15 protein-coding genes are annotated in these 17,177 nt (G+C 68.2%); 5 read left to right on the forward strand and 10 right to left on the reverse strand.

Features of this window, described 5'->3' with window-relative positions; translation table 11 throughout:
* Nucleotides 1-39: 39 nt before the first annotated feature.
* The 3 genes from A5784_RS06525 to A5784_RS06535 all read right to left on the reverse strand — a co-directional run bounded on the left by A5784_RS06525 (nt 40) and on the right by A5784_RS06535 (nt 6,127).
* Nucleotides 40-3,366: a serine/threonine-protein kinase gene (locus A5784_RS06525; protein WP_064943488.1), complete on the reverse strand. Its 3,327-nt coding sequence runs from the start codon at nt 3,364-3,366 to the stop codon at nt 40-42.
* Nucleotides 3,367-3,436: 70 nt separating this feature from the next.
* Nucleotides 3,437-4,879, reverse strand: a complete 1,443-nt coding sequence (locus A5784_RS06530) for a WS/DGAT/MGAT family O-acyltransferase (RefSeq protein ID WP_064943489.1) — start codon at nt 4,877-4,879, stop codon at nt 3,437-3,439.
* Nucleotides 4,880-4,903: 24 nt separating this feature from the next.
* A complete protein-coding gene (locus A5784_RS06535; RefSeq protein ID WP_064943491.1) occupies nt 4,904-6,127 on the reverse strand; it encodes an alpha/beta hydrolase in 1,224 nt (407 codons plus the stop codon).
* A 123-nt stretch (nt 6,128-6,250) separates the two neighbouring features.
* Between A5784_RS06535 and A5784_RS06540 the strand changes: the two genes are divergently transcribed.
* Nucleotides 6,251-8,413, forward strand: coding sequence for an acyl-CoA dehydrogenase family protein (locus A5784_RS06540; RefSeq protein ID WP_064943493.1), 2,163 nt, complete (start codon nt 6,251-6,253; stop codon nt 8,411-8,413).
* A 111-nt stretch (nt 8,414-8,524) separates the two neighbouring features.
* A complete protein-coding gene (locus A5784_RS06545; protein ID WP_064943495.1) occupies nt 8,525-8,875 on the forward strand; it encodes an HNH endonuclease in 351 nt (116 codons plus the stop codon).
* Between the two features lie 78 nt (nt 8,876-8,953).
* Here the strand turns inward: A5784_RS06545 and A5784_RS06550 are convergent, their stop codons facing one another.
* The 6 genes from A5784_RS06550 to A5784_RS06575 are packed head-to-tail and all read right to left on the reverse strand — an operon-like array spanning nt 8,954 to nt 14,676.
* Nucleotides 8,954-9,751, reverse strand: a complete 798-nt coding sequence (locus A5784_RS06550; RefSeq protein WP_064943592.1) for an ABC transporter permease — start codon at nt 9,749-9,751, stop codon at nt 8,954-8,956.
* Nucleotides 9,726-10,616 carry a 2-aminoethylphosphonate ABC transporter permease subunit gene (locus tag A5784_RS06555; protein ID WP_064943496.1) on the reverse strand — a complete coding sequence of 297 codons (891 nt, stop codon included), beginning with the start codon at nt 10,614-10,616 and terminating at the stop codon, nt 9,726-9,728. Before A5784_RS06555 ends, A5784_RS06550 begins: the two co-directional genes overlap by 26 nt.
* The gene (locus tag A5784_RS06560; protein ID WP_232005964.1) at nt 10,613-11,785 is read right to left on the reverse strand and encodes an ABC transporter ATP-binding protein; all 1,173 of its coding nucleotides are present in this window, start codon (nt 11,783-11,785) and stop codon (nt 10,613-10,615) included. The genes A5784_RS06555 and A5784_RS06560 overlap by 4 nt, the downstream gene beginning before the upstream one ends.
* A gap of 1 nt (nt 11,786) precedes the next feature.
* Nucleotides 11,787-12,833 carry a 2-aminoethylphosphonate ABC transporter substrate-binding protein gene (locus A5784_RS06565; protein ID WP_064943498.1) on the reverse strand — a complete coding sequence of 349 codons (1,047 nt, stop codon included), beginning with the start codon at nt 12,831-12,833 and terminating at the stop codon, nt 11,787-11,789.
* Between the two features lie 15 nt (nt 12,834-12,848).
* A complete protein-coding gene (locus tag A5784_RS06570) occupies nt 12,849-13,547 on the reverse strand; it encodes a phosphonatase-like hydrolase (protein ID WP_064943500.1) in 699 nt (232 codons plus the stop codon).
* Nucleotides 13,548-13,560: 13 nt separating this feature from the next.
* Nucleotides 13,561-14,676 carry a TIGR03364 family FAD-dependent oxidoreductase gene (locus tag A5784_RS06575; protein WP_064943502.1) on the reverse strand — a complete coding sequence of 372 codons (1,116 nt, stop codon included), beginning with the start codon at nt 14,674-14,676 and terminating at the stop codon, nt 13,561-13,563.
* 109 nt (nt 14,677-14,785) lie between these two features.
* Between A5784_RS06575 and A5784_RS06580 the strand changes: the two genes are divergently transcribed.
* The 3 genes from A5784_RS06580 (at nt 14,786) to A5784_RS06590 (ending at nt 16,951) form a co-directional block, all read left to right on the forward strand.
* Nucleotides 14,786-15,304, forward strand: coding sequence for a hypothetical protein (locus A5784_RS06580; protein ID WP_064943505.1), 519 nt, complete (start codon nt 14,786-14,788; stop codon nt 15,302-15,304).
* A gap of 66 nt (nt 15,305-15,370) precedes the next feature.
* Nucleotides 15,371-16,018 carry a GntR family transcriptional regulator gene (locus tag A5784_RS06585; RefSeq protein WP_064943594.1) on the forward strand — a complete coding sequence of 216 codons (648 nt, stop codon included), beginning with the start codon at nt 15,371-15,373 and terminating at the stop codon, nt 16,016-16,018.
* 33 nt (nt 16,019-16,051) lie between these two features.
* Nucleotides 16,052-16,951, forward strand: a complete 900-nt coding sequence (locus A5784_RS06590; RefSeq protein WP_064943507.1) for an alpha/beta hydrolase — start codon at nt 16,052-16,054, stop codon at nt 16,949-16,951.
* Here the strand turns inward: A5784_RS06590 and A5784_RS37415 are convergent.
* Complete coding sequence (locus A5784_RS37415; RefSeq protein ID WP_082944697.1) at nt 16,889-17,176, reverse strand: hypothetical protein; 288 nt, start codon at nt 17,174-17,176, stop codon at nt 16,889-16,891. The two genes, A5784_RS06590 and A5784_RS37415, sit on opposite strands and share 63 nt — an antisense overlap.
* Between the last annotated feature and the right edge of the window lies 1 nt (nt 17,177).

Genomic DNA, 17,177 nt, shown 5'->3' on the forward strand with positions numbered 1-17,177 from the left:
CTTTGCCGAAAAAGCGTGCGCAACTGGCCATTCGGCGAATCACGTCAGTCCGGCGTCCTCCAGCAGCCGAGTCAGGCCGACTTCGGCGCATCGGGTGACCGCAGGGTGACCGAGGCCATCGGCTCGCCGTCCGAGAGCCACGAGGGTTTCCGCGACGAGCAACCCTGCCTGCAGAGCGGCCCACGAGCGTTGTGCGCCATCGATTCCGGCGCCCAGCTGCTCGGCCCGCCGCAACGCCTCGGCCCGCTCGTCCGCCGAATCGCTCGCGGCCAGCAACCGCACACCGGAGTCCTCGTCGAGTTCGGCAGTGATGGTGGCGATTCCATCAGCACCAGCTGCCACCGCGCCCGCCGCTCGCAAGCGCTCCGCCACCGCCGCGGGGATCGGCAGGCCGAGCCGGATCCGCAGATTGGTCATCACCGCGGCGAGCCGGGGCAGGTCGAGCCGTTCGGCGGCCCGCATACCGTCGGCCAGTCGGCTACCCGCGGCATCGAGGTCGCCGTCGGCCGCTTTGAGCCGGGCCGCCGTTCCGTACAGCGCGATCATGTAATCCACCGCGCCGCCTTCGGAACCGAGTGCGTAGCTCTCCTCGATGATGCGCGACGCCTCGGCCAACTCTCCTGTGTCATAGAGCAATTCACCGAGCAGCGCACCCGCTACCCGCACCGCGTGAGAGTGCGGTCCCAGCGCCGTGCCCATCCCGTGGGCCTGCCGTAGCGCATCCATCGCCCCGGGGATGTCCAGTTGATGCTTGGCGGCGATGGCATCGAAGCACAGCCGGTACACGGGGGCGAACGCACCCATCAGGTCGTGATACCGCGCGGCGAAGGCCGAGCGCTGCCGCGCGGCCTCATAGTCGAAGCGGTAGATGGCCGCGAAGGTGGCGATATTCCCCGCCACACCGGCGACCCGGGGCGGCAGAGTGTCCGGCCGGGCCAGCACCTCGGCGACCAACTCTTCGATGCGGTCGGTGTGGTCCCCGAAAGCCTCTGCGACACTTCGCACCACGTCAGAGTCGACGCGAAGGTCCGTCTGAACCGATTCTGGCAGCCCGCTGTTCTTCAGCGCCGTCTCGAATCGGTTGAGGGCGGTGTAGGTTTCCGCCCGGCGCTGCAGCAGGATGTTCGCCCACGCGATGACGAGTTGCAGCGGAGCCCGCGCCACGACCGCCTGCGCCGGGAGCTTCCTGACGATCGCCAGAAACGTCGTCATCTTCGACTGCTCGAGCAGATAGGTCTCATCCTGCTCGACCAACTCGATCGCATAGGCCGGATCCCCGGCGGCCAGAGCATGATCCACCGCATCATTGAGGTCGTGGTTGGCGGCGAACCAGGCCGCTGCCGTCCGGTGCAGATCGGTGATGACGTCGGGCCGTTCGCGCGCCAGCCGGCGCCGCAGAAATTCGGCGAACATGTGGTGGTACCGGAACCAGGCGCGGTCTTCGCAGGCCCGGCGCAGGAACAGACCACGCCGCTCCACCTCCTCGAGCCGAGCCTGACCGCCGGACACCCCCGCTAGCACGCCTGCCAGCGCACCGCACGTGCGTTCGGTGATCGAGGTCAGCATGAGGAAATCGAGCAGGTCGGGTTCCAATGTGTCCAAGACGTTTTCGGCGAGAAACTCACCGATCGCCTCACCGACGACCACGTCGTGCTCCGCGATGCGGGCGAGCAGGCTCGCGGCGTCCTCGGCTCCCCGCAACGACAGGGTGGCCAGCTGCAGCGCGGCAGCCCATCCGTCGGTCGAGGTGGTCAACGCCGCCACGTCGGTGGGTGAGAGGTCGAGCTTCCCCACCTCGAGCAATAGCGCCCGAGATTCTTCGACGTCGAAACGCATGTTGCTCTCGTTGATTTCGACGAGCTCGTCGTGAATCCTGAGCTTGCTCAAGGGAAGTCCCGAACCCGACCAACTGGTCACGATGAGCTGCAGATGATGGCATCCGTTGTCGATGAGGAATCCGAGGGCCGCGACGGTGCGCGGGTCGGACACCCGATGCCAATCGTCGATCACCACGGCCATTCGCTCACCGCTGGCATGGATTTCGTCGATCAGGGCGGTCAGCACGTAGCGATCGGCGTCCTCGCCGTGCTCCTCCAGCGTCGCCCCCAGCGACTCGGCCAGGCTGGGCCGGACCCGGCGGATGGCCTCGACCAGGTGCGCCAAGAACCACACCACGTTGTTGTCGTCCTCGTCGATGGTCAACCAACCGACCGCGACACCGGCACCGGCGAGTTCGTCGCGCCACTGGGCCGCCAGCGTGCTCTTGCCGTAACCCAATGGGGCATGGATGAATACGAGGCGCCGCCGACCGCCGTCGCGCAGCAGGCGGGTGAGCCGCTCCCGGTTGACCAGGCCCTTGACCGGGGTCGCGGGGCGGTACTTGGTGGCCGGTGTGGGCGGCGGGGTGACGGTGCGGCGCCGCTCGGCCGACGGCGGGGGTGGTGCCTGCCGTTCGACCCCGAGTTCGACGGGCTTGGCCATCGCGTCGACGCCGAGCTTGTTGTGTTGCTGCACGTCGCGCAGGAGGTCGCCGAGTTCAGCGGCGCCGGCAGGGCGCTGCGCGGGATCGCGCGACATCGCCTGCTCGATGGCGGCCGCCACATCACCGGGCATACCCCGCTCTCGCAGGTCCGGGATCGGCTGCGAGGTGATCCTCAGGAACTGGGCCACCACCTTCTCGCCCTGTTTGCGTTCGAACGCTGCATGTCCGGTGAGTGCGCAGAACAGCGTTGCGCCAAGCGAATACACATCGGAGGCGACGGAAGGAGCGCCCCCTTCGAGAACCTCGGGCGCGGTGAAAGCAGGTGATCCGGTGATGAGACCCGACGACGTCTGGAATCCACCGGAGACCCGGGCGATCCCGAAGTCCGTCAACTGCGGCTCACCGTAGTCGGACAGCAGGATGTTCCCGGGTTTGACGTCGCGGTGCAGGATGCCTGCGCCGTGCGCGGCCTCGAGTGCGCCGGCGATCTTCACCCCCACACTGAGCATCTCCACCCAGTCCAGCGGCCCATGCTTGGAGATGAGCGCCTCCAGCGAGCCTTTCGCGTAGAACGGCATCACCAGGTACGGCCTGCCGCCGGCGGTGACGCCGACCTGCATAATGGTGGCGATGTTCGGATGCCCGGACAGCCGACCCATGGCACGTTGTTCCCGCAGGAACCGGTCGATGTTCTCGTCGTCCAGATCGGAGTTCAGCACCTTGACCGCGACGGTGCGGTCCAGCGTCGGCTGCGCGCAGCGGTAGACGATGCCGAAGCCGCCACGGCCGATCTCCTGCGCCTCGCCGAAACCCTCGTCGGCGAGTTCGGCAGGGAGATCGCCGACATAGCTCTGCCGCGTCGCCAGCGGATCACCCTCGGCCATCGCTGCAATCCTCGATCCGGAATCAGCCCATCTCAGGCCAGATTAACCCCGCACACCAGCCCCGCCCCCGCTATTGGGGCATCGCCGATTCGACCACCGTCAGCGTCTCCGGCAATCCTGCCGCCCGCCGGATGCTGCCGAACTCCGCGAGCATCGCGTCGGTGACCTCGTGCGGATCCTTGACGGTGGCGTCATCGGTGAGCACCGAAATGTTGAGCTGGTCGACATAGCTCCACACGGTGATGTTCAGGCCGCTGCCCGCCGTGATAGGCCCCACCGAGTAGATCTCGGTGACGGTGGCACCGCCGACCTTGCCGCGTTCGCGCGGGCCCGGAACGTTGGAGATGTTGAGGTTGAGCACCTTGTTCTGGCCGTCCTTCGCGGACAACCGTTTGAACGCGGCCTCCACCGGCGCGGGCGGCATGTACGCGGCCCACCGTGCGACCAACTCGGGGCCCACCAGTTGATGGCTCTCCTTTGCCAGATTGGCCGCTTCGCGTGCGCGGCGGATGCGCTCGGCGGTGTCGTCGACATCGACCGGCAGCGCAACCAGCACACCACTGAACCGATTGCCCGAGATCCGGTCCGGGGAGAAGTCGAAACTCATCGGGACCGAGGCCAGCAACGGATGATCGGCCTTGCCGTCGTACCGCAACAACAGCGTCCGCAGCGCACCCGAGGATATGGACAGCACCAGATCGTTGATGGTCACGCCGAGCGCCTTGCTGGTTTCCTTGACGTCAGCGAGCGCCAGTGTCGCCGTGGCGAACAACCGCTTCGGGCCGAGCACGTGGTTGATGAAGCTCGGTGGCGGGGTGAACGGGCGGGTCAGCTCCGGGGACAGCTTGCGGTGGCTGCGTCGCACCCGGCCGATGCCCTCGGCGGTGTAGCGCACCGTCGCCGGCAGCCGCCCGATCTGCCGCAAGTGGTCGCGGAAAGCCGAACGCACCAGCTCGCCCTTGGACGGGGCCGGATCGGTGGCGTAGGAATCCCGGTCCCGTTGCGGCCCTTCCTGAAGATCCATGCCGCGGGCCATGAGATTCGCCGAGGCGACGCCGTCGGCCAGGGCGTGGTGCACCTTGCCGACGACGGCGATCCGCGGACCCGCGCTGTCGGCACCGCCTCCGTCGGCCAGGCCTTCGACGAAGTACATCTCCCACAGCGGGCGGCTGCGGTCCAGCGGGGTGCTGGCGATCTCGCCGATGGCGGCATCGAGCTCGCGACGGCCGCCGGGGGCGGGCAGCCGCCATGGCCGGATGTGGTACTCGAGGTCGACGTCGCAGTTCTCCCGCCACATGGGGTGGTGGAACTTGAACGGGATGTCGACCAGCTGATAGCGGAACGGGTCGAGCTTGTAGAGCCGGCTGTGGATCACTTGGCGGAACTCTTCGACCCCGAACGTGCGGTCGCCGAGATCGTCCAACGCGATGACCGCGATCTTCAACGTGTGCATGTGCACGTTGGGCGTTTCGGAGTACAGCAGGAACGCATCCCACCCACTCAACCGCTTCACTGTTGACCTCCCCTGTGGAGGCGTCTATATAACCGCTTTGGCCCGTTCAAGCATCCGATTTCGGTGAATTTGGTTGAGGAACAGCCCGATTGCGGTCGCGATGGATCCGGTGCGGGCACCGTCGGTCATATCGAACGCATGCCCCGCACCGGGCAATTCGATATAGCTGACAGGTGACTGCGATACGGCCTTGAGCCGGTCGACGAAGGTGCGGGCCTGCGCGACCGGGATGACGCTGTCGCCGGTGCCGTGGACAACCAGGAACGGCGGGGCGTCACGGTGGATCTGCGCGATGGGCGATGCCAACCGGTAGATCTCCGGGTGCCGGTCGATGCGACGGCCGACGACGACCCGTTCGAGGAAGTTGACGAACCGCACCCGCTCCTCGGTGGACCGGTCTTCCCAGTCGTAGCGGCCGTAGATGCCGACGACGGCGTCCACCGAAGTGTCCGAGCCGTCGGGCAGCGCTCCCTGCAGATCAGGATGGTTAGGCGTGAGCCCGGCCAGCGCGGCCAGGTGCCCACCGGCCGAGCAGCCCGCGACGGCGACGAAGCTGCGGTCACCGCCGAACTTGTCGACGTTGGCCCTGGCCCACGCGATCGCCGCCTTGACGTCGGTGATGTGCCGCGGCCAGCGGTGATGCGGCGCCACCCGGTAGTCGATGGACAGGCACACCCAGCCGCGCTGCGCGAGGTGCGACATCAGGGCGTAGCCCTGCAACATCCGACTCCCGTGCACCCAGGCTCCGCCGGGTACGAACAGCAGAACCGGCGCGGGTTCGCTGGGCAGGTGCTTGGGCCGCCACACGTCGAGCAGCTGCGTCGGGCTGTCGCCGTAGCGCACCGAGGTCCGGTACACGTCGCGGCGGTATTCCAGCGTGTTGCACAGCGGCGGCATGGGCCGCTGGGCCGGCCAGTCGATGTCGAGGTCGGCAGGGGTGACCACACCGCGCAGCGCCGCCTGGGCGATCGAGTTGGTCATGTCGCGCTCTGCCTTGCGCACCTGGGCATTTCCCGGGGTCAGGCGGGATTTCGCCGACGAGGCGAAGAAATCGGGCATATGCCGGAAGCCCCAGACACCCATCGCGGCCATCGCCCCGAGTGGCTCCAGGTGCTTGCCGACGACCGGCAACGAGGCCGAGGCCACGGTCCAGGCCAGCACATGGTCGGCCGGCGTGGCCCGCAGCAACCAACGAGCCCGGCTGGCAAGGCTGGGTCCGCGGTGCCGGTCGTCCGGTCGTGCCGTCATTTCGCGAGCGTACCGCGCATCGACGCGGGTCAGGTGACAACTTCGCCAACTTGTACAGTCGATGTCGGACTGTGACCTGGATCACCTATACGTCGGCTCCTCACCCCGTTAGCTTCGCTAAACATGGGTAAGTCAGCTCTGGCCATCACCGAAGAACACCAAGACCTTGCCGAATCGGCTCTCGGGCAGCTCTCGCGGCTCGGCAGCCGCGACGCAGCCCGAGCCAGCCTGGCCGCCCCGGGGCGCTACCCCGACGAAATCTGGTCGGCAGCAGCCGATCTCGGCTGGACCGGGCTCGCCGTCGCCGAAGAGCACGAGGGGCTGGGTTTCGGGCTCTCTGAACTGGCCGTGGTGGTCGAGGTCGCCGGCCGCGAGCTGATGCCCGGACCGTTCCTGCCTACCGTCGCCGCGGCGGTGGTGATCGATCACGTTGCACCCGAAGCGGTTCGGGCGCAATTACTTCCGGGGCTGGCAACCGGCTCATCCGTCGGGGCGCTTGGGTTGGCAGGCACCGTGACGATCACTGCAGACGGTGTGCTTGACGGCTCGGCGGCCGCCGTGCTGGGCGCGCCCGACGCCCACGTTCTGGTCCTTGCCGCGGGAGACGACCTCGTCATAGTCGACGCCGCCGCCGACGGTGTCACGGTGACGGCCGAGGAGGGGCTGGACCCCACGCGCAGTATCGGCACGGTGACACTGCGTGCGGTCTCGGTCGGCGATGACCGGGTGCTGCGGGGCGCTGCCCGCTTGGCGCGCACGGTCTTTCGTGTCCTGGCCGGTGCCGAGGCAGTCGGCGTGGCGTGGGCCGCGCTGGACATGGCGGTGGAGTACGCCAAGGTGCGCGAACAGTTCGGCCGGACCATCGGCACATTCCAGGCCGTCAAACACCACGCCGCCAACATGCTGGTGGCCGCCGAACAGACCACCGCCGCCGTCTGGGACGCCGCCCGTGCCGACGATCTCGACGGCGCCTGGTTCGCCGCCGCCGTCGCCGCAGCGCACGCCGCCCGAGCGGTGGTGTTCAACGCGGAGTACAACATTCAGCTGCACGGCGGCATCGGGTTCACCTGGGAACACGATGCCCACCTGTACTTGCGCCGGGCCCGGACGCTGGCCGCGCTGCTCAGCGAGGGGGCCGACCCGTTGCTCGACGTCGTCGACGGGCAGCGCACCGGACGCGCTCAGGGCGCGTCGTTCACCCTTCCACCCGAAGCCGAAGTGCACCGGAAGGCCGCTGCCGAGGCGGCCGCGGCGGTGCGGACCCTGCCCACCGAGCAGCGCCGCGATTATCTCGTCGACTCCGGCTATCTCGTGCCGCACTGGCCCAAGCCGTGGGGTCGGGGCGCAGATGTGTTGGAGCAGTTGGTGATCGAGGAAGAGTTCGCCGACCTCGAGCGAGCCGACATGGGGATCACCGGATGGGTGACGCTGACCATCGCTCAGGCGGGCACCGACGATCAGCGTGAACGTTGGGTGGAGCCGGTATTGCGAGGAGAGGTCATGTGGTGCCAGCTGTTCTCCGAGCCGGGCGCCGGATCCGATGCCGCGGCGGTACGCACCGCGGCGAAAAAGGTCGACGGCGGCTGGCGGGTCACGGGGCAGAAGGTGTGGACCAGCCTGGCTCAGCACTGCCAGTGGGGCCTGGCCACCGTGCGCACCGATCCCGACGCACCCAAGCACGCCGGGGTGACGATGATGGCCATCGACATGAAAGCACCTGGGGTCACGGTGAACCCGCTGCAAGGTTTGACCGGCGACGCCCACTTCAACGAGGTGTTCTTCGACGACGTGTTCGTGCCCGACGAGGATGTGGTCGGTGATGTGAACAAGGGCTGGCTGGTGGCGCGCGCGACACTGGGCAATGAGCGCATCTCGATCGGCGGAGGTTCGGCGGCGCCGACCGGATTCAGCGCCGACGATCTCGTGGCCATGCTCGACGCGTCTCCCGACGGGGCAGGCTACGCGCGGCGCGCCGGAGAGGTGATCGCCGTCGGCCACACGCTGCGGCTGCTGAACCTGCGTCGCGTGTCGCGGGCCATCGCCGGTGCCGAACCCGGCCCGGAAGGCAACGTGACCAAGCTACTGGTGGCCGAGCATTCACAACGGTTGACCGAACTCGGCATGGATCTGGCCGGGGCAGCCGCAGTCTCCGGTGCCACCCGCAAGCTGACCCGCGCCTACCTGGGCAACCGGGCGATGACGATCGCCGGCGGAACCTCGGAGATCACCCGCAACACCATCGCCGAGCGGATCCTCGGCCTACCTCGCGACCCGCTGCTCAAGTAGTTCCCGGACTTGCACCGCCTTGCACTTGCACCGCGAGCGTGCGCGTCTGCTGCCCGACACGCCGGGTCTCACCGGCAGTTCACGCACGCTCGCGACGCCTACGCTCACCGCATGGCGGTCAGTCGAACCCGTCGGGCCCGTGCGGCCCGCAAGCGCAAGCGCCGTCTGGACAATGTCGTCAACGACCTCACCGACGCGCAGTGGGCCGCGATCAAAGATGCGTGGAACGGTTGTGCCTACTGCGGCGCGGCCGGCACGGCGCTGCAGCGGGATTGCGTCATGGCCATCTCGCGTGGCGGCCGGTACACCATCGACAACGTCGTGCCTGCGTGCGCATCGTGCAATGCGAGCAAATGCAATGACGAGGTGACGGGCTGGATGCGGCGCAAGCGGCTCGACGAACGTCTCTTCCTGACGCGGTACGTCGAAATCCGGGCGGCGTTGACGGCCTCTGCACCCTGACGGCACCGCGAGTGTGCGCAAAATGCTGCTGAAGTAAGGCGTGTCGGGCAGCAGACACGCACGCTCGCGGTGCAAAGGTCAACGGAGGGCGGCGCGGCCCCTGATACGGCCGAGGAGCACAAGGGCCAACAGGGTGACGAGCAGCAGGATGGTGGTGCATGCGGCCGCCTGGAATGCCTGGCCACGGTCGGTGAGCCCGAAGATGGTGACGGGCAAGGTCTTCCAGGTCGCGGGATAGACCATCACCGTGGCGCCGAGCTCACCCATCGACAGCGCGACGGCCAACCCGGCCGCGGCGCCCAACGACGGCAACAGCAACGGCAACGTCACCCGCGTCAGCACCCGAACGGGCCCGGCGCCAAGCGATTCGGCCGCCTGCCGGTAGGCCGGGTCGAGCCGGTCCAGCGCTGCCGACACCGCACTGAACGCGAATGCCAGCACCAGCACGGTGTGCGCGAGGATCACGATCCACCGCGTGCCGCCGAGTAGCAGCGGGCGGGAGTTGAACGCGATGAGCAACCCGAGGCCGATGGCCACCGATGGCACGGCGATCGGTAGATGAAACACGGCGTCGGTGAATTTCCGCAGCCACGAGGGGCACTCACGCGCAGCGAGCGCCGCCCAGGTTCCCAGCACCAGCGCGATGGCGCCGGCCACGAATGCGGTCTGCAGGCTCACCGACAGGCTGGCCAGGTTCTCGCCGGACAACGCGTCCTGAAAGTGACCGAAGCCGAGGTTCGACGGCAGCGCCGATGTCCACGTCCCGGCCAGGCCGGCCAGCACCACGGTGGCCAGGGGTGCCACGAACACCACGAGCACCACGAGCCCGAAAACGGTAAGTACGAGGGCCTTAGTGCGCCTGTTCCACAACAGCATCGGCCACACCCCTTCCGGTTGTCATGCGCGCGAACACCATTCGGTACGCCGCGTACAGGCCCAGTGACAGCACCACCTGCACGGTCGCGATGACCGCGGCACCGGGCAGGTCGAACGTGACGATGCCCCGCGTGTAGATCAGCACCGGCAGGGTGATGACGCCCTTGGCGCCGGTGAACAACACGATGCCGAATTCGTTGAGCGTCAACAGCAGTACCAAGCTGCCGCCGGCCACCAGCGCGGGCCAAGCCTCCGGCATGATCACCGACCGCAGGACCCGCAGGGGTGAGGCGCCCAGGCTGGCCGCCACGTCGAGTTGTGCGGGCGGCAGCACTGCGAACGCCGCCAGCAGTGGCCGCACCACGAACGGCGTGAAGAACGTGATCTCGGCGGCGACGACGCCGGCCGGCGTGTAGAGGAAGTTGAGCACCGCGGTATCACCGCCGGTGACGCTGCGGATCGCGGCGTTCACCGCACCGGCGGTGCCGTACAGGAACGTGAAGGCCAGGGTGATGAGGAACGACGGCAGCGACAGCACGGTGTCGATCAGCCGGCCCACCAGCTGCGAACCGGGAAACGGCACGAAGGCCAGCACGATCGCCACGAAGGTGCCGAGGACCAGGCAGCCTGCCGTCGACGTGGCCGCGATGGCGACGGTGCGCCACAACGCATCCCGGAACACCTCCGAACCCAGCACCTCGGACCAGGTGCCGGTGTCAGCCGACTCCCCGAGCACCCGCAGCAGCGGGTAGAGCGCGATCAGCAGCACCACCAGCAGTGGGGGCAGCACCCACAGCGCCGCCCGGGACCGCGGTGCGGCGGCCCGCTCCGGGGCTTCTGCGGTGTGCTCGTCGAGAAGCGTCACGCGGCGGCCTGCACGAGTACCCCGGCCGGCTCGGGAATCCGGACGCCGACCTCATTGCCCACCTCGAACTGCGCGTGGCCCGGTACGTCGAGTTCGACGGGGCTGTCGGGAAGACCGTTGACCGACACCACGAGACGCGTCGTCGCGCCGCGCCACACCGCGGATTTCACTTCGGCCCGCATGGCGTCGCGGTTGCCCAGCGACACCAGTTGGAGGGCGTGCGGGCGGATACACAGCAGCGCCGAAGATCCTGGCGCCCAGTCGATCTTGCCGACGGCAGGTTGGGGCGCCTCGGCGCTGACGGTGCGGTTGGCGACGGTCACCAGCGCTGAGGTCCCGATGACCCGGCCCACCGTGCAGGGAATCAGGTTGGCGCCGCCGAGGAACGCCGCGGTGAAGCTGGTAGGCGGGCGTTTCCACAAGTTTTCGGCGGTGTCGACGTCCATCAGCCGGGCGTTGTTCATCACGACGATCCGGTCGGCCAGGGCCAGCGCCTCAGCCTGGTCGTGGGTCACGTAGAGCATCGCGGTGTCCGGCAGTGACTCCTTGAGCTGCTGCAGTTCGGCAAGCATCGACTGCCGCAGTTGCGCGTCCAGCGCCGCGAGCGGCTCGTCGAGCAGCAGCACCTTGGGCCGGATCGCCAGCGCCCGGGCGATCGCGATGCGCTGCTGCTGACCGCCGGAAAGCTCACGGGGCAACCGTTTTCCGTAAGCGGCCATGCCGACCATGTCCAGGGCCTCGGCCACCCGGACCCCGATCTCAGCGCGCGGCACCCGTTTCGCCTTCAGACCGAACGCGACGTTCTCGGCCACCCGCATGTGCGGGAACAGCGCATAGGACTGCAGCACCACACCGATGCCGCGTTTGGCCGGCGGCAGGTCGGTGATGTCGCGCCCGGCCAGCCGGACCGTGCCCGACGTGGGCCGGACGAACCCGGCGAGCGCACCCAGCGCCGTCGACTTGCCCGATCCGCTCGGCCCCAGCAGCGCGACCGTCTCACCGGTGCCCACCCGAAGGTTGAAGTCGATCAGGGCCTGCGTCACCCGCTTGCCCCGGCCGTAGCGCACCCCCACCCGGTCGAAAGTGATGGCAGGCGTGCGCGATTCGTGCTTCGTGTCCTCGTTCTGGTCGGCCTCGGTGTTCGGCCGGCCCAGCCCTGTCTCGGTCATCTCAGTTGCCTGTGGCCTTCTGATAGGCCGCGAGGTCGGCGTCGAGCCCTGCCAGCACCGCATTCCAGTCCGGTACCCACACCTCGACCCCGTCGAGCACGCCTGCTGGTGTATTCGGCTGCGGCGCACCGTTGCCCACGAGGTTGTCGCGCACCGGGATGCCCAGCGCACCGGTGGCGACGGTCTTCTGCACACCGTCGGTGAGCAGGTAACTCAGCAGCTTCTTGGCGTTGTCGGCGTGCGGAGCGCCCTTGGTGACACCCGCGACGTAGGGCAGCGATACCGTCGTGCGCTTGCCGTCGTGCGCGGGAATGAAGATGCTGAACGTCGACTTGTCGTCCTTGATGGAGCCCAGGTTCATCTGCACGTCGCCGTTGGCAACCAGCAGTTCACCGTTGCTCACCTTGGGTTGCAGCTTGCCGGTCGACGACGACGGCCCGACGTTGTTGGCCTGCAGCTTGCTCAGGTAGTCGAGCGCACCGTCGCGGCCGCGCAGGTGCTGCAGCAGCACGAGCACCGCGGTACCGTCGCCGGCCTGCCCCGGCGTCGAGTACTGAAGCTTGCCTTTGAATCGTGGGTCGAGCAGATCGTCCCACCCCGCCGGCGCAGGTTTGACGGACGGGTTGGCGATGAAGCTCAGCGCGTTGTTCACGATCGGCACATACCTGCCGTCCGGGCCGACCTGCCCTGCCGCGATACCGGTGGTGTCGACCCCGCTGGGCACGAGAAGCCCTGACTTGTCGGCCTTCTGGATGAAGGGCGGCAAGGTCACCAGCAGATCGGCCTGCGGATTGGACTGCTCCTTCTCCACACGCGAGACCACCTCACCGGAGCCCGCCTCGACGACGTTCACCGCGACACCGGTGTCCTTGGTGAACGCGTCGAACGTCGACTTGTACCAGGAGCCCAGGCCATCCGCGCTGTAGACGGTGACGGCGCCGGCCGCACCGGAGCCGGTCGTTCCGGTGCCGCCGCAGGCTGCGCTCAACATGGTGGTGAGTGCGACCGTCGCGATTGCCGTCGCGCGCAGTAGATGTCGTGTCTTCATGGGTTCCTTCTCTGATCAGCCAAGCAACAACAGGTCGGCGAAGTCGGTGACGGAGCCGACCACGTGAGTAGCTCCGGCGGCACGCAGTTGCTCTTCGGAGTGCGCGCCGGTGAGGGTGCCCGCGGCGATGGCAGCGCCTGCGCGCAGGGCACTTTCGATATCGTTCGCGGTGTCGCCGAGGACCGCGACGTTGTCGACGCCATCGGCTTGCAGCCGGATCAACGCCGTCAGGATGAGGTCAGGGTGGGGGCGCCCACGCACACCGGGCTCCGGTGCGAGCACCAGATCGGCCAGATCCTGCCAGCCGAGCGCGGACAGCAGCTTGCCCTGCGTGACGCCGCTGAACCCGGTGGTCAGCGCGACCTTGATGCCGGCCTGACGCAACTCCGTGATGGCCTCGGCCGCACCGTCGATGGGCTCCGCCCGGCCGGCCGCGATCAATTTGGCATAAGCCTTCTCGAATTCGGCGTTGGCGCGTCGCGCGAGATCCTCGGTGCCGAACAGGGCCCAGAACACCTCGATCTTGGACTGCCCCATGGTGTCCAGCACGTACTCGCGGGCGCGGTCCCGTTCGGACCCGGCTGCGGGCACGCCGACTGCCGTGGCGGCGGACTCGAATGCGCTGACCACCAGCCCGTCGTCGGACACCGTCGTGCCCGCCATGTCGATGACGGCAAGCTGGATGTCGTCAAGTTGTATGTCATTGGTAGACATGCATTTCCCTCACTCAGAATCCGACGAGATCAGCGGTCTGCTCGGCGATGGCGGGCCCGAGCGTCATCCCGCGTCCCCCCGGACCGGTGATCACCCACACGTCGTTCTCGGGTTCGGCCCGGCACACCAGCTGATGCGGGTCGACGCATTGGCTGTACACCCCGGCCCAGCGTTGCCGGATCGGAGGCAGAGTGCGGCCGAGGAACTCCTCGACGACGTTCACGAGGTAGTCGTACGGCGGTTCGTGCACGTCGAACCCGAACGGTTCGTCGTATTCGTGCGTGTCGCCGATGGTCAGGCCGCCGTGCAGACGCTGGACACACAGCAGTTGCATGTGCGCTGCCTCGGCGACGGGATGCTGAGCCTCGTTGGTGCGCAACGTCTCCAGCGCGGCACCGGCGAAAGCCGGGTAATAGCGGAAGCTGTCCGCATCGGCGATGGCCGTGGTCATGGTCTCGCCGAGCGGCTCGGTCTGCATCATCTGCAACCGCACCCGCCGCACCGGAAGGTTGCCCGCGAGTTCGCGGACCAGCCCGCCGTGCGCGGCCCCCGCACACACCAACACCAGGTCGGCGTCGTAGCGGTTGCCGTGGTCATCGCGCACGGTGCGGTTGTCGACCGCGCGAGCCTCGACGCCCGGTACGAATTCGTAGCGGCCGCTCGCGGTCAGGTAGTCGCGGATCGCCGGTAGTGCCTGACGGGACTCGACCGCCGCGTCGAGCGCGCAATGCAGCCCGCCGAGAAAGTCGCCTCGCAAGGCGGGGTTGAGCGCGCGCACCTTGCCTGGCTCCAGCAGGGTGAAACCGCGGTGACACGCATCTGGTCCGTCCGCGGCCTCCTGCGCGACCGCCAGTTCGGCGGGGGTCCGCAGCAACGTGATCGAACCGGCCGACCGGAACCCGATCCCGGGGATGTCGGCCGCGAGCTTCTCCCACAACTCGCGTGACCGCAGGGCAGCCTCGAGTTCGCCGGTCGAGCGCCCCGAAACCCATATGAGGCCGAAGTTGCGCACCGACGCACCCCGGGCCTCGGTTTCGCGCTCCAGTTGTACGACCTGGTGACCGCGACTCACCGCTTCGACGGCGTGCGCGGTGCCGAGAATCCCTCCACCGACAATCGTCACGCGCATGGTTGATGACCATCGCTGCTGATCACGACAGGCCGCAGTCCTGCGGGTGTTGTGGCGTCGAACACCAGGTTAAGAACTGGTATAGACCAAACGGGGTTACACTGTCGGCATGCAAGAGGTCGCCGAGATCGGCCGCGTGCTGCATTCCCTGCGCGGGGTGTGGGATGAGGAAGCCGTCGACGAATTGGACCACGCACTGCAGTCCGCGGCCCGTGCCGTCGACGACGGTGCCGACGATGAACTGGTGCTCGCCGCCGCGCTGCACGACCTGGCCCACAGCCCGCTGTTCGCGGACCACGACGGGGTTGAGCAGCACGACCGCTTCGCGCGGGACTGGCTGACACCGCGGTTCGGCGAGCGCGTCGGTTGGCTTGCGGGTGCGCACGTGGCGGCCAAGCGCTACCTGGCCGCGACCGATCCGGACTACGCACTCTCGGATGTATCGGCCCTGTCGCTGCAACATCAGGGCGGCGCGGGCGTGGACGCGACGTACGTCGCGCACCCCTGGTGGCCCGACGCGCTGCGGCTGCGCCACTATGACGACGCGGCCAAGGATCCGCAGGGCCGCGGCGCGACCGTTGACGACGTGCTGGCTGTCGCCGAACGGGTTGTGCGGCAAGGTAACTGACCGGTGACATCGCCCCAGCAGAAGCCGCTGCCGAAGCCCTATGTGATTCGCACCGCGCTCGACACGATGCTGGCCGACCTCGCCGAGGGCGACCCCGTGCCCGCCGAACGTGAACTCGCCGTCCAGTTCGGGGTGGCCCGCGAAACGGTGCGGCAGGCCCTGCACGAACTGCTGGTGGCCGGGCGCATCGAACGACGCGGCCGCGGCACGGTGGTGTCACGCCCCAAACTCACCCAGCCGCTGAGCCTGCAGTCCTACACCGAGGGCGCACTGGCCGTCGGGCGGACGCCGGGCCGACTGGCGGTCACCACCGAGATCATCGACGCCACCACCGAACTCGCTGCGGGCCTGGATATTCCGGTCGGCGCCCCGGTGCTGCACCTGGAGCGGGTCCTGCTCGCCGACGATCAGCGGATCGGCCTGGAGAGCACCTACCTCTCGTCGGCCCGCTTCGCCGACCTGGCGACCACCTTCGATCCGACCACATCGCTCTATGCGGCGATCAGGGCCACAGGCGTGCAGTTCGGCTCGGCCACCGAACGCATCGAGACGGCCTTGGCGTCACCACGGGAGGCTGACCTGCTCGAATCCACCACCGCGATGCCGATGCTGCTGCTCAACCGCCGGTCTCTGGACACCGAAGGAGTGCCGATCGAACTGGTGCGGGCGCTCTACCGCGGGGACCGGATCGCGTTCGAGACAGTGCTGACCTAACCGCTAGCCAGGCTAAGTGGTAGACAGGATGGCGTGACGTCCGCCACCTCGTTTCACCCCGACCTGGCCCGGTTGGCGCGGTTCGTACCGCGCAGCCTCGTCACCCGCTCGACGCTGCCGGTCATGCAGAAGCTCACCGAATGGCACGGCCGCGCCACCCCGAAGGACGTCGAGGTGCTGACGCTGGCCTCGGGCGCCGGGGTGCGACTGTTCCGCCCCACGGCACTCACTGCTCCGGGGCCTGCGCTGTTGTGGATTCACGGCGGCGGCTATGTCATCGGCAGCCCGGCGCAGGACGACGCGCTGTGCCGCCGCTTCGCCGCCGAGCTCGGCATCACTGTCGCGGCGGTGAAGTACCGCCTGGCGCCCCAACACCCGTACCCGGCAGGCCTCGAGGATTGCTACTCGGCGCTGGCGTGGTTGGCTGGGCTACCGGCGGTTGATCCCGCGCGGGTGGCGGTCGCCGGCGCCAGCGCGGGCGGCGGGTTGGCCGCGGCGCTCGCGCTGCTGGCACGTGATCGTGGTGAAATACCGCTTGTCGCACAGATTCTGGTATATCCGATGCTCGACGATCGCACGGCGGGCAAGGAGTTCGACCACCCGGGTCACCGGCTGTGGACGCAGGGCAGCAACCGGTTCGGCTGGTCGGCCTACCTCGGTGACGCAGACCCGGCAACCGCCGTGCCGGCCCGCCGAACGGATCTGTCCGGCCTGCCGCCTGCGTGGATCGGCGTCGGAACCCTCGATCTGTTCCACGACGAAGACGTCAGGTACGCCAAGCGGCTGCGCGACGCCGGGGTGCCCTGCGAGCTCGACATCGTCGACGGCGCCTTCCACGGGTTCGATCAGCTGGCACCGAAGTCCACGGTGTCACGCGCCTTCATCGACGGCCAGATCTCCGCTCTGCGAACGGCTTTCGGTATCGGAGCCTGACTGCCGCTGCTTGCGCAAGTGCACGCAAGCTCGCTGCAGCAGACACCTGTCGGCGTTGGGCAGCGCACGGACACGCGGCAGGAGCCCGGCCACGATCTTGGCGAACCGCCCGCCCAGTTGCTCGACGGTCATACCGAACTGCAACCAGACATCGTCCTCGCGTGGACCCCCGTAGGGAGCCCACGCGAGGACGAACTGCAGGACGCCACGCTCGAACGTGTCCACG

This window comes from Mycobacterium sp. 852013-50091_SCH5140682, assembly GCF_001665685.1.
In the GTDB taxonomy this organism is placed as follows: domain Bacteria; phylum Actinomycetota; class Actinomycetes; order Mycobacteriales; family Mycobacteriaceae; genus Mycobacterium.

Coding starts and splice junctions, on each gene's coding strand:
- A5784_RS06525 (WP_064943488.1), bottom strand. CDS start 3,366: ATGGCCGAGGGTGATCCGCTGGCGACGCGGCAGAGCTATGTCGGCGAT.
- A5784_RS06535 (WP_064943491.1), bottom strand. CDS start 6,127: ATGACGGCACGACCGGACGACCGGCACCGCGGACCCAGCCTTGCCAGC.
- A5784_RS06540 (WP_064943493.1), top strand. CDS start 6,251: ATGGGTAAGTCAGCTCTGGCCATCACCGAAGAACACCAAGACCTTGCC.
- A5784_RS06545 (WP_064943495.1), top strand. CDS start 8,525: ATGGCGGTCAGTCGAACCCGTCGGGCCCGTGCGGCCCGCAAGCGCAAG.
- A5784_RS06550 (WP_064943592.1), bottom strand. CDS start 9,751: ATGCTGTTGTGGAACAGGCGCACTAAGGCCCTCGTACTTACCGTTTTC.
- A5784_RS06560 (WP_232005964.1), bottom strand. CDS start 11,785: ATGACCGAGACAGGGCTGGGCCGGCCGAACACCGAGGCCGACCAGAAC.
- A5784_RS06565 (WP_064943498.1), bottom strand. CDS start 12,833: ATGAAGACACGACATCTACTGCGCGCGACGGCAATCGCGACGGTCGCA.
- A5784_RS06570 (WP_064943500.1), bottom strand. CDS start 13,547: ATGTCTACCAATGACATACAACTTGACGACATCCAGCTTGCCGTCATC.
- A5784_RS06575 (WP_064943502.1), bottom strand. CDS start 14,676: ATGCGCGTGACGATTGTCGGTGGAGGGATTCTCGGCACCGCGCACGCC.
- A5784_RS06580 (WP_064943505.1), top strand. CDS start 14,786: ATGCAAGAGGTCGCCGAGATCGGCCGCGTGCTGCATTCCCTGCGCGGG.
- A5784_RS06585 (WP_064943594.1), top strand. CDS start 15,371: ATGCTGGCCGACCTCGCCGAGGGCGACCCCGTGCCCGCCGAACGTGAA.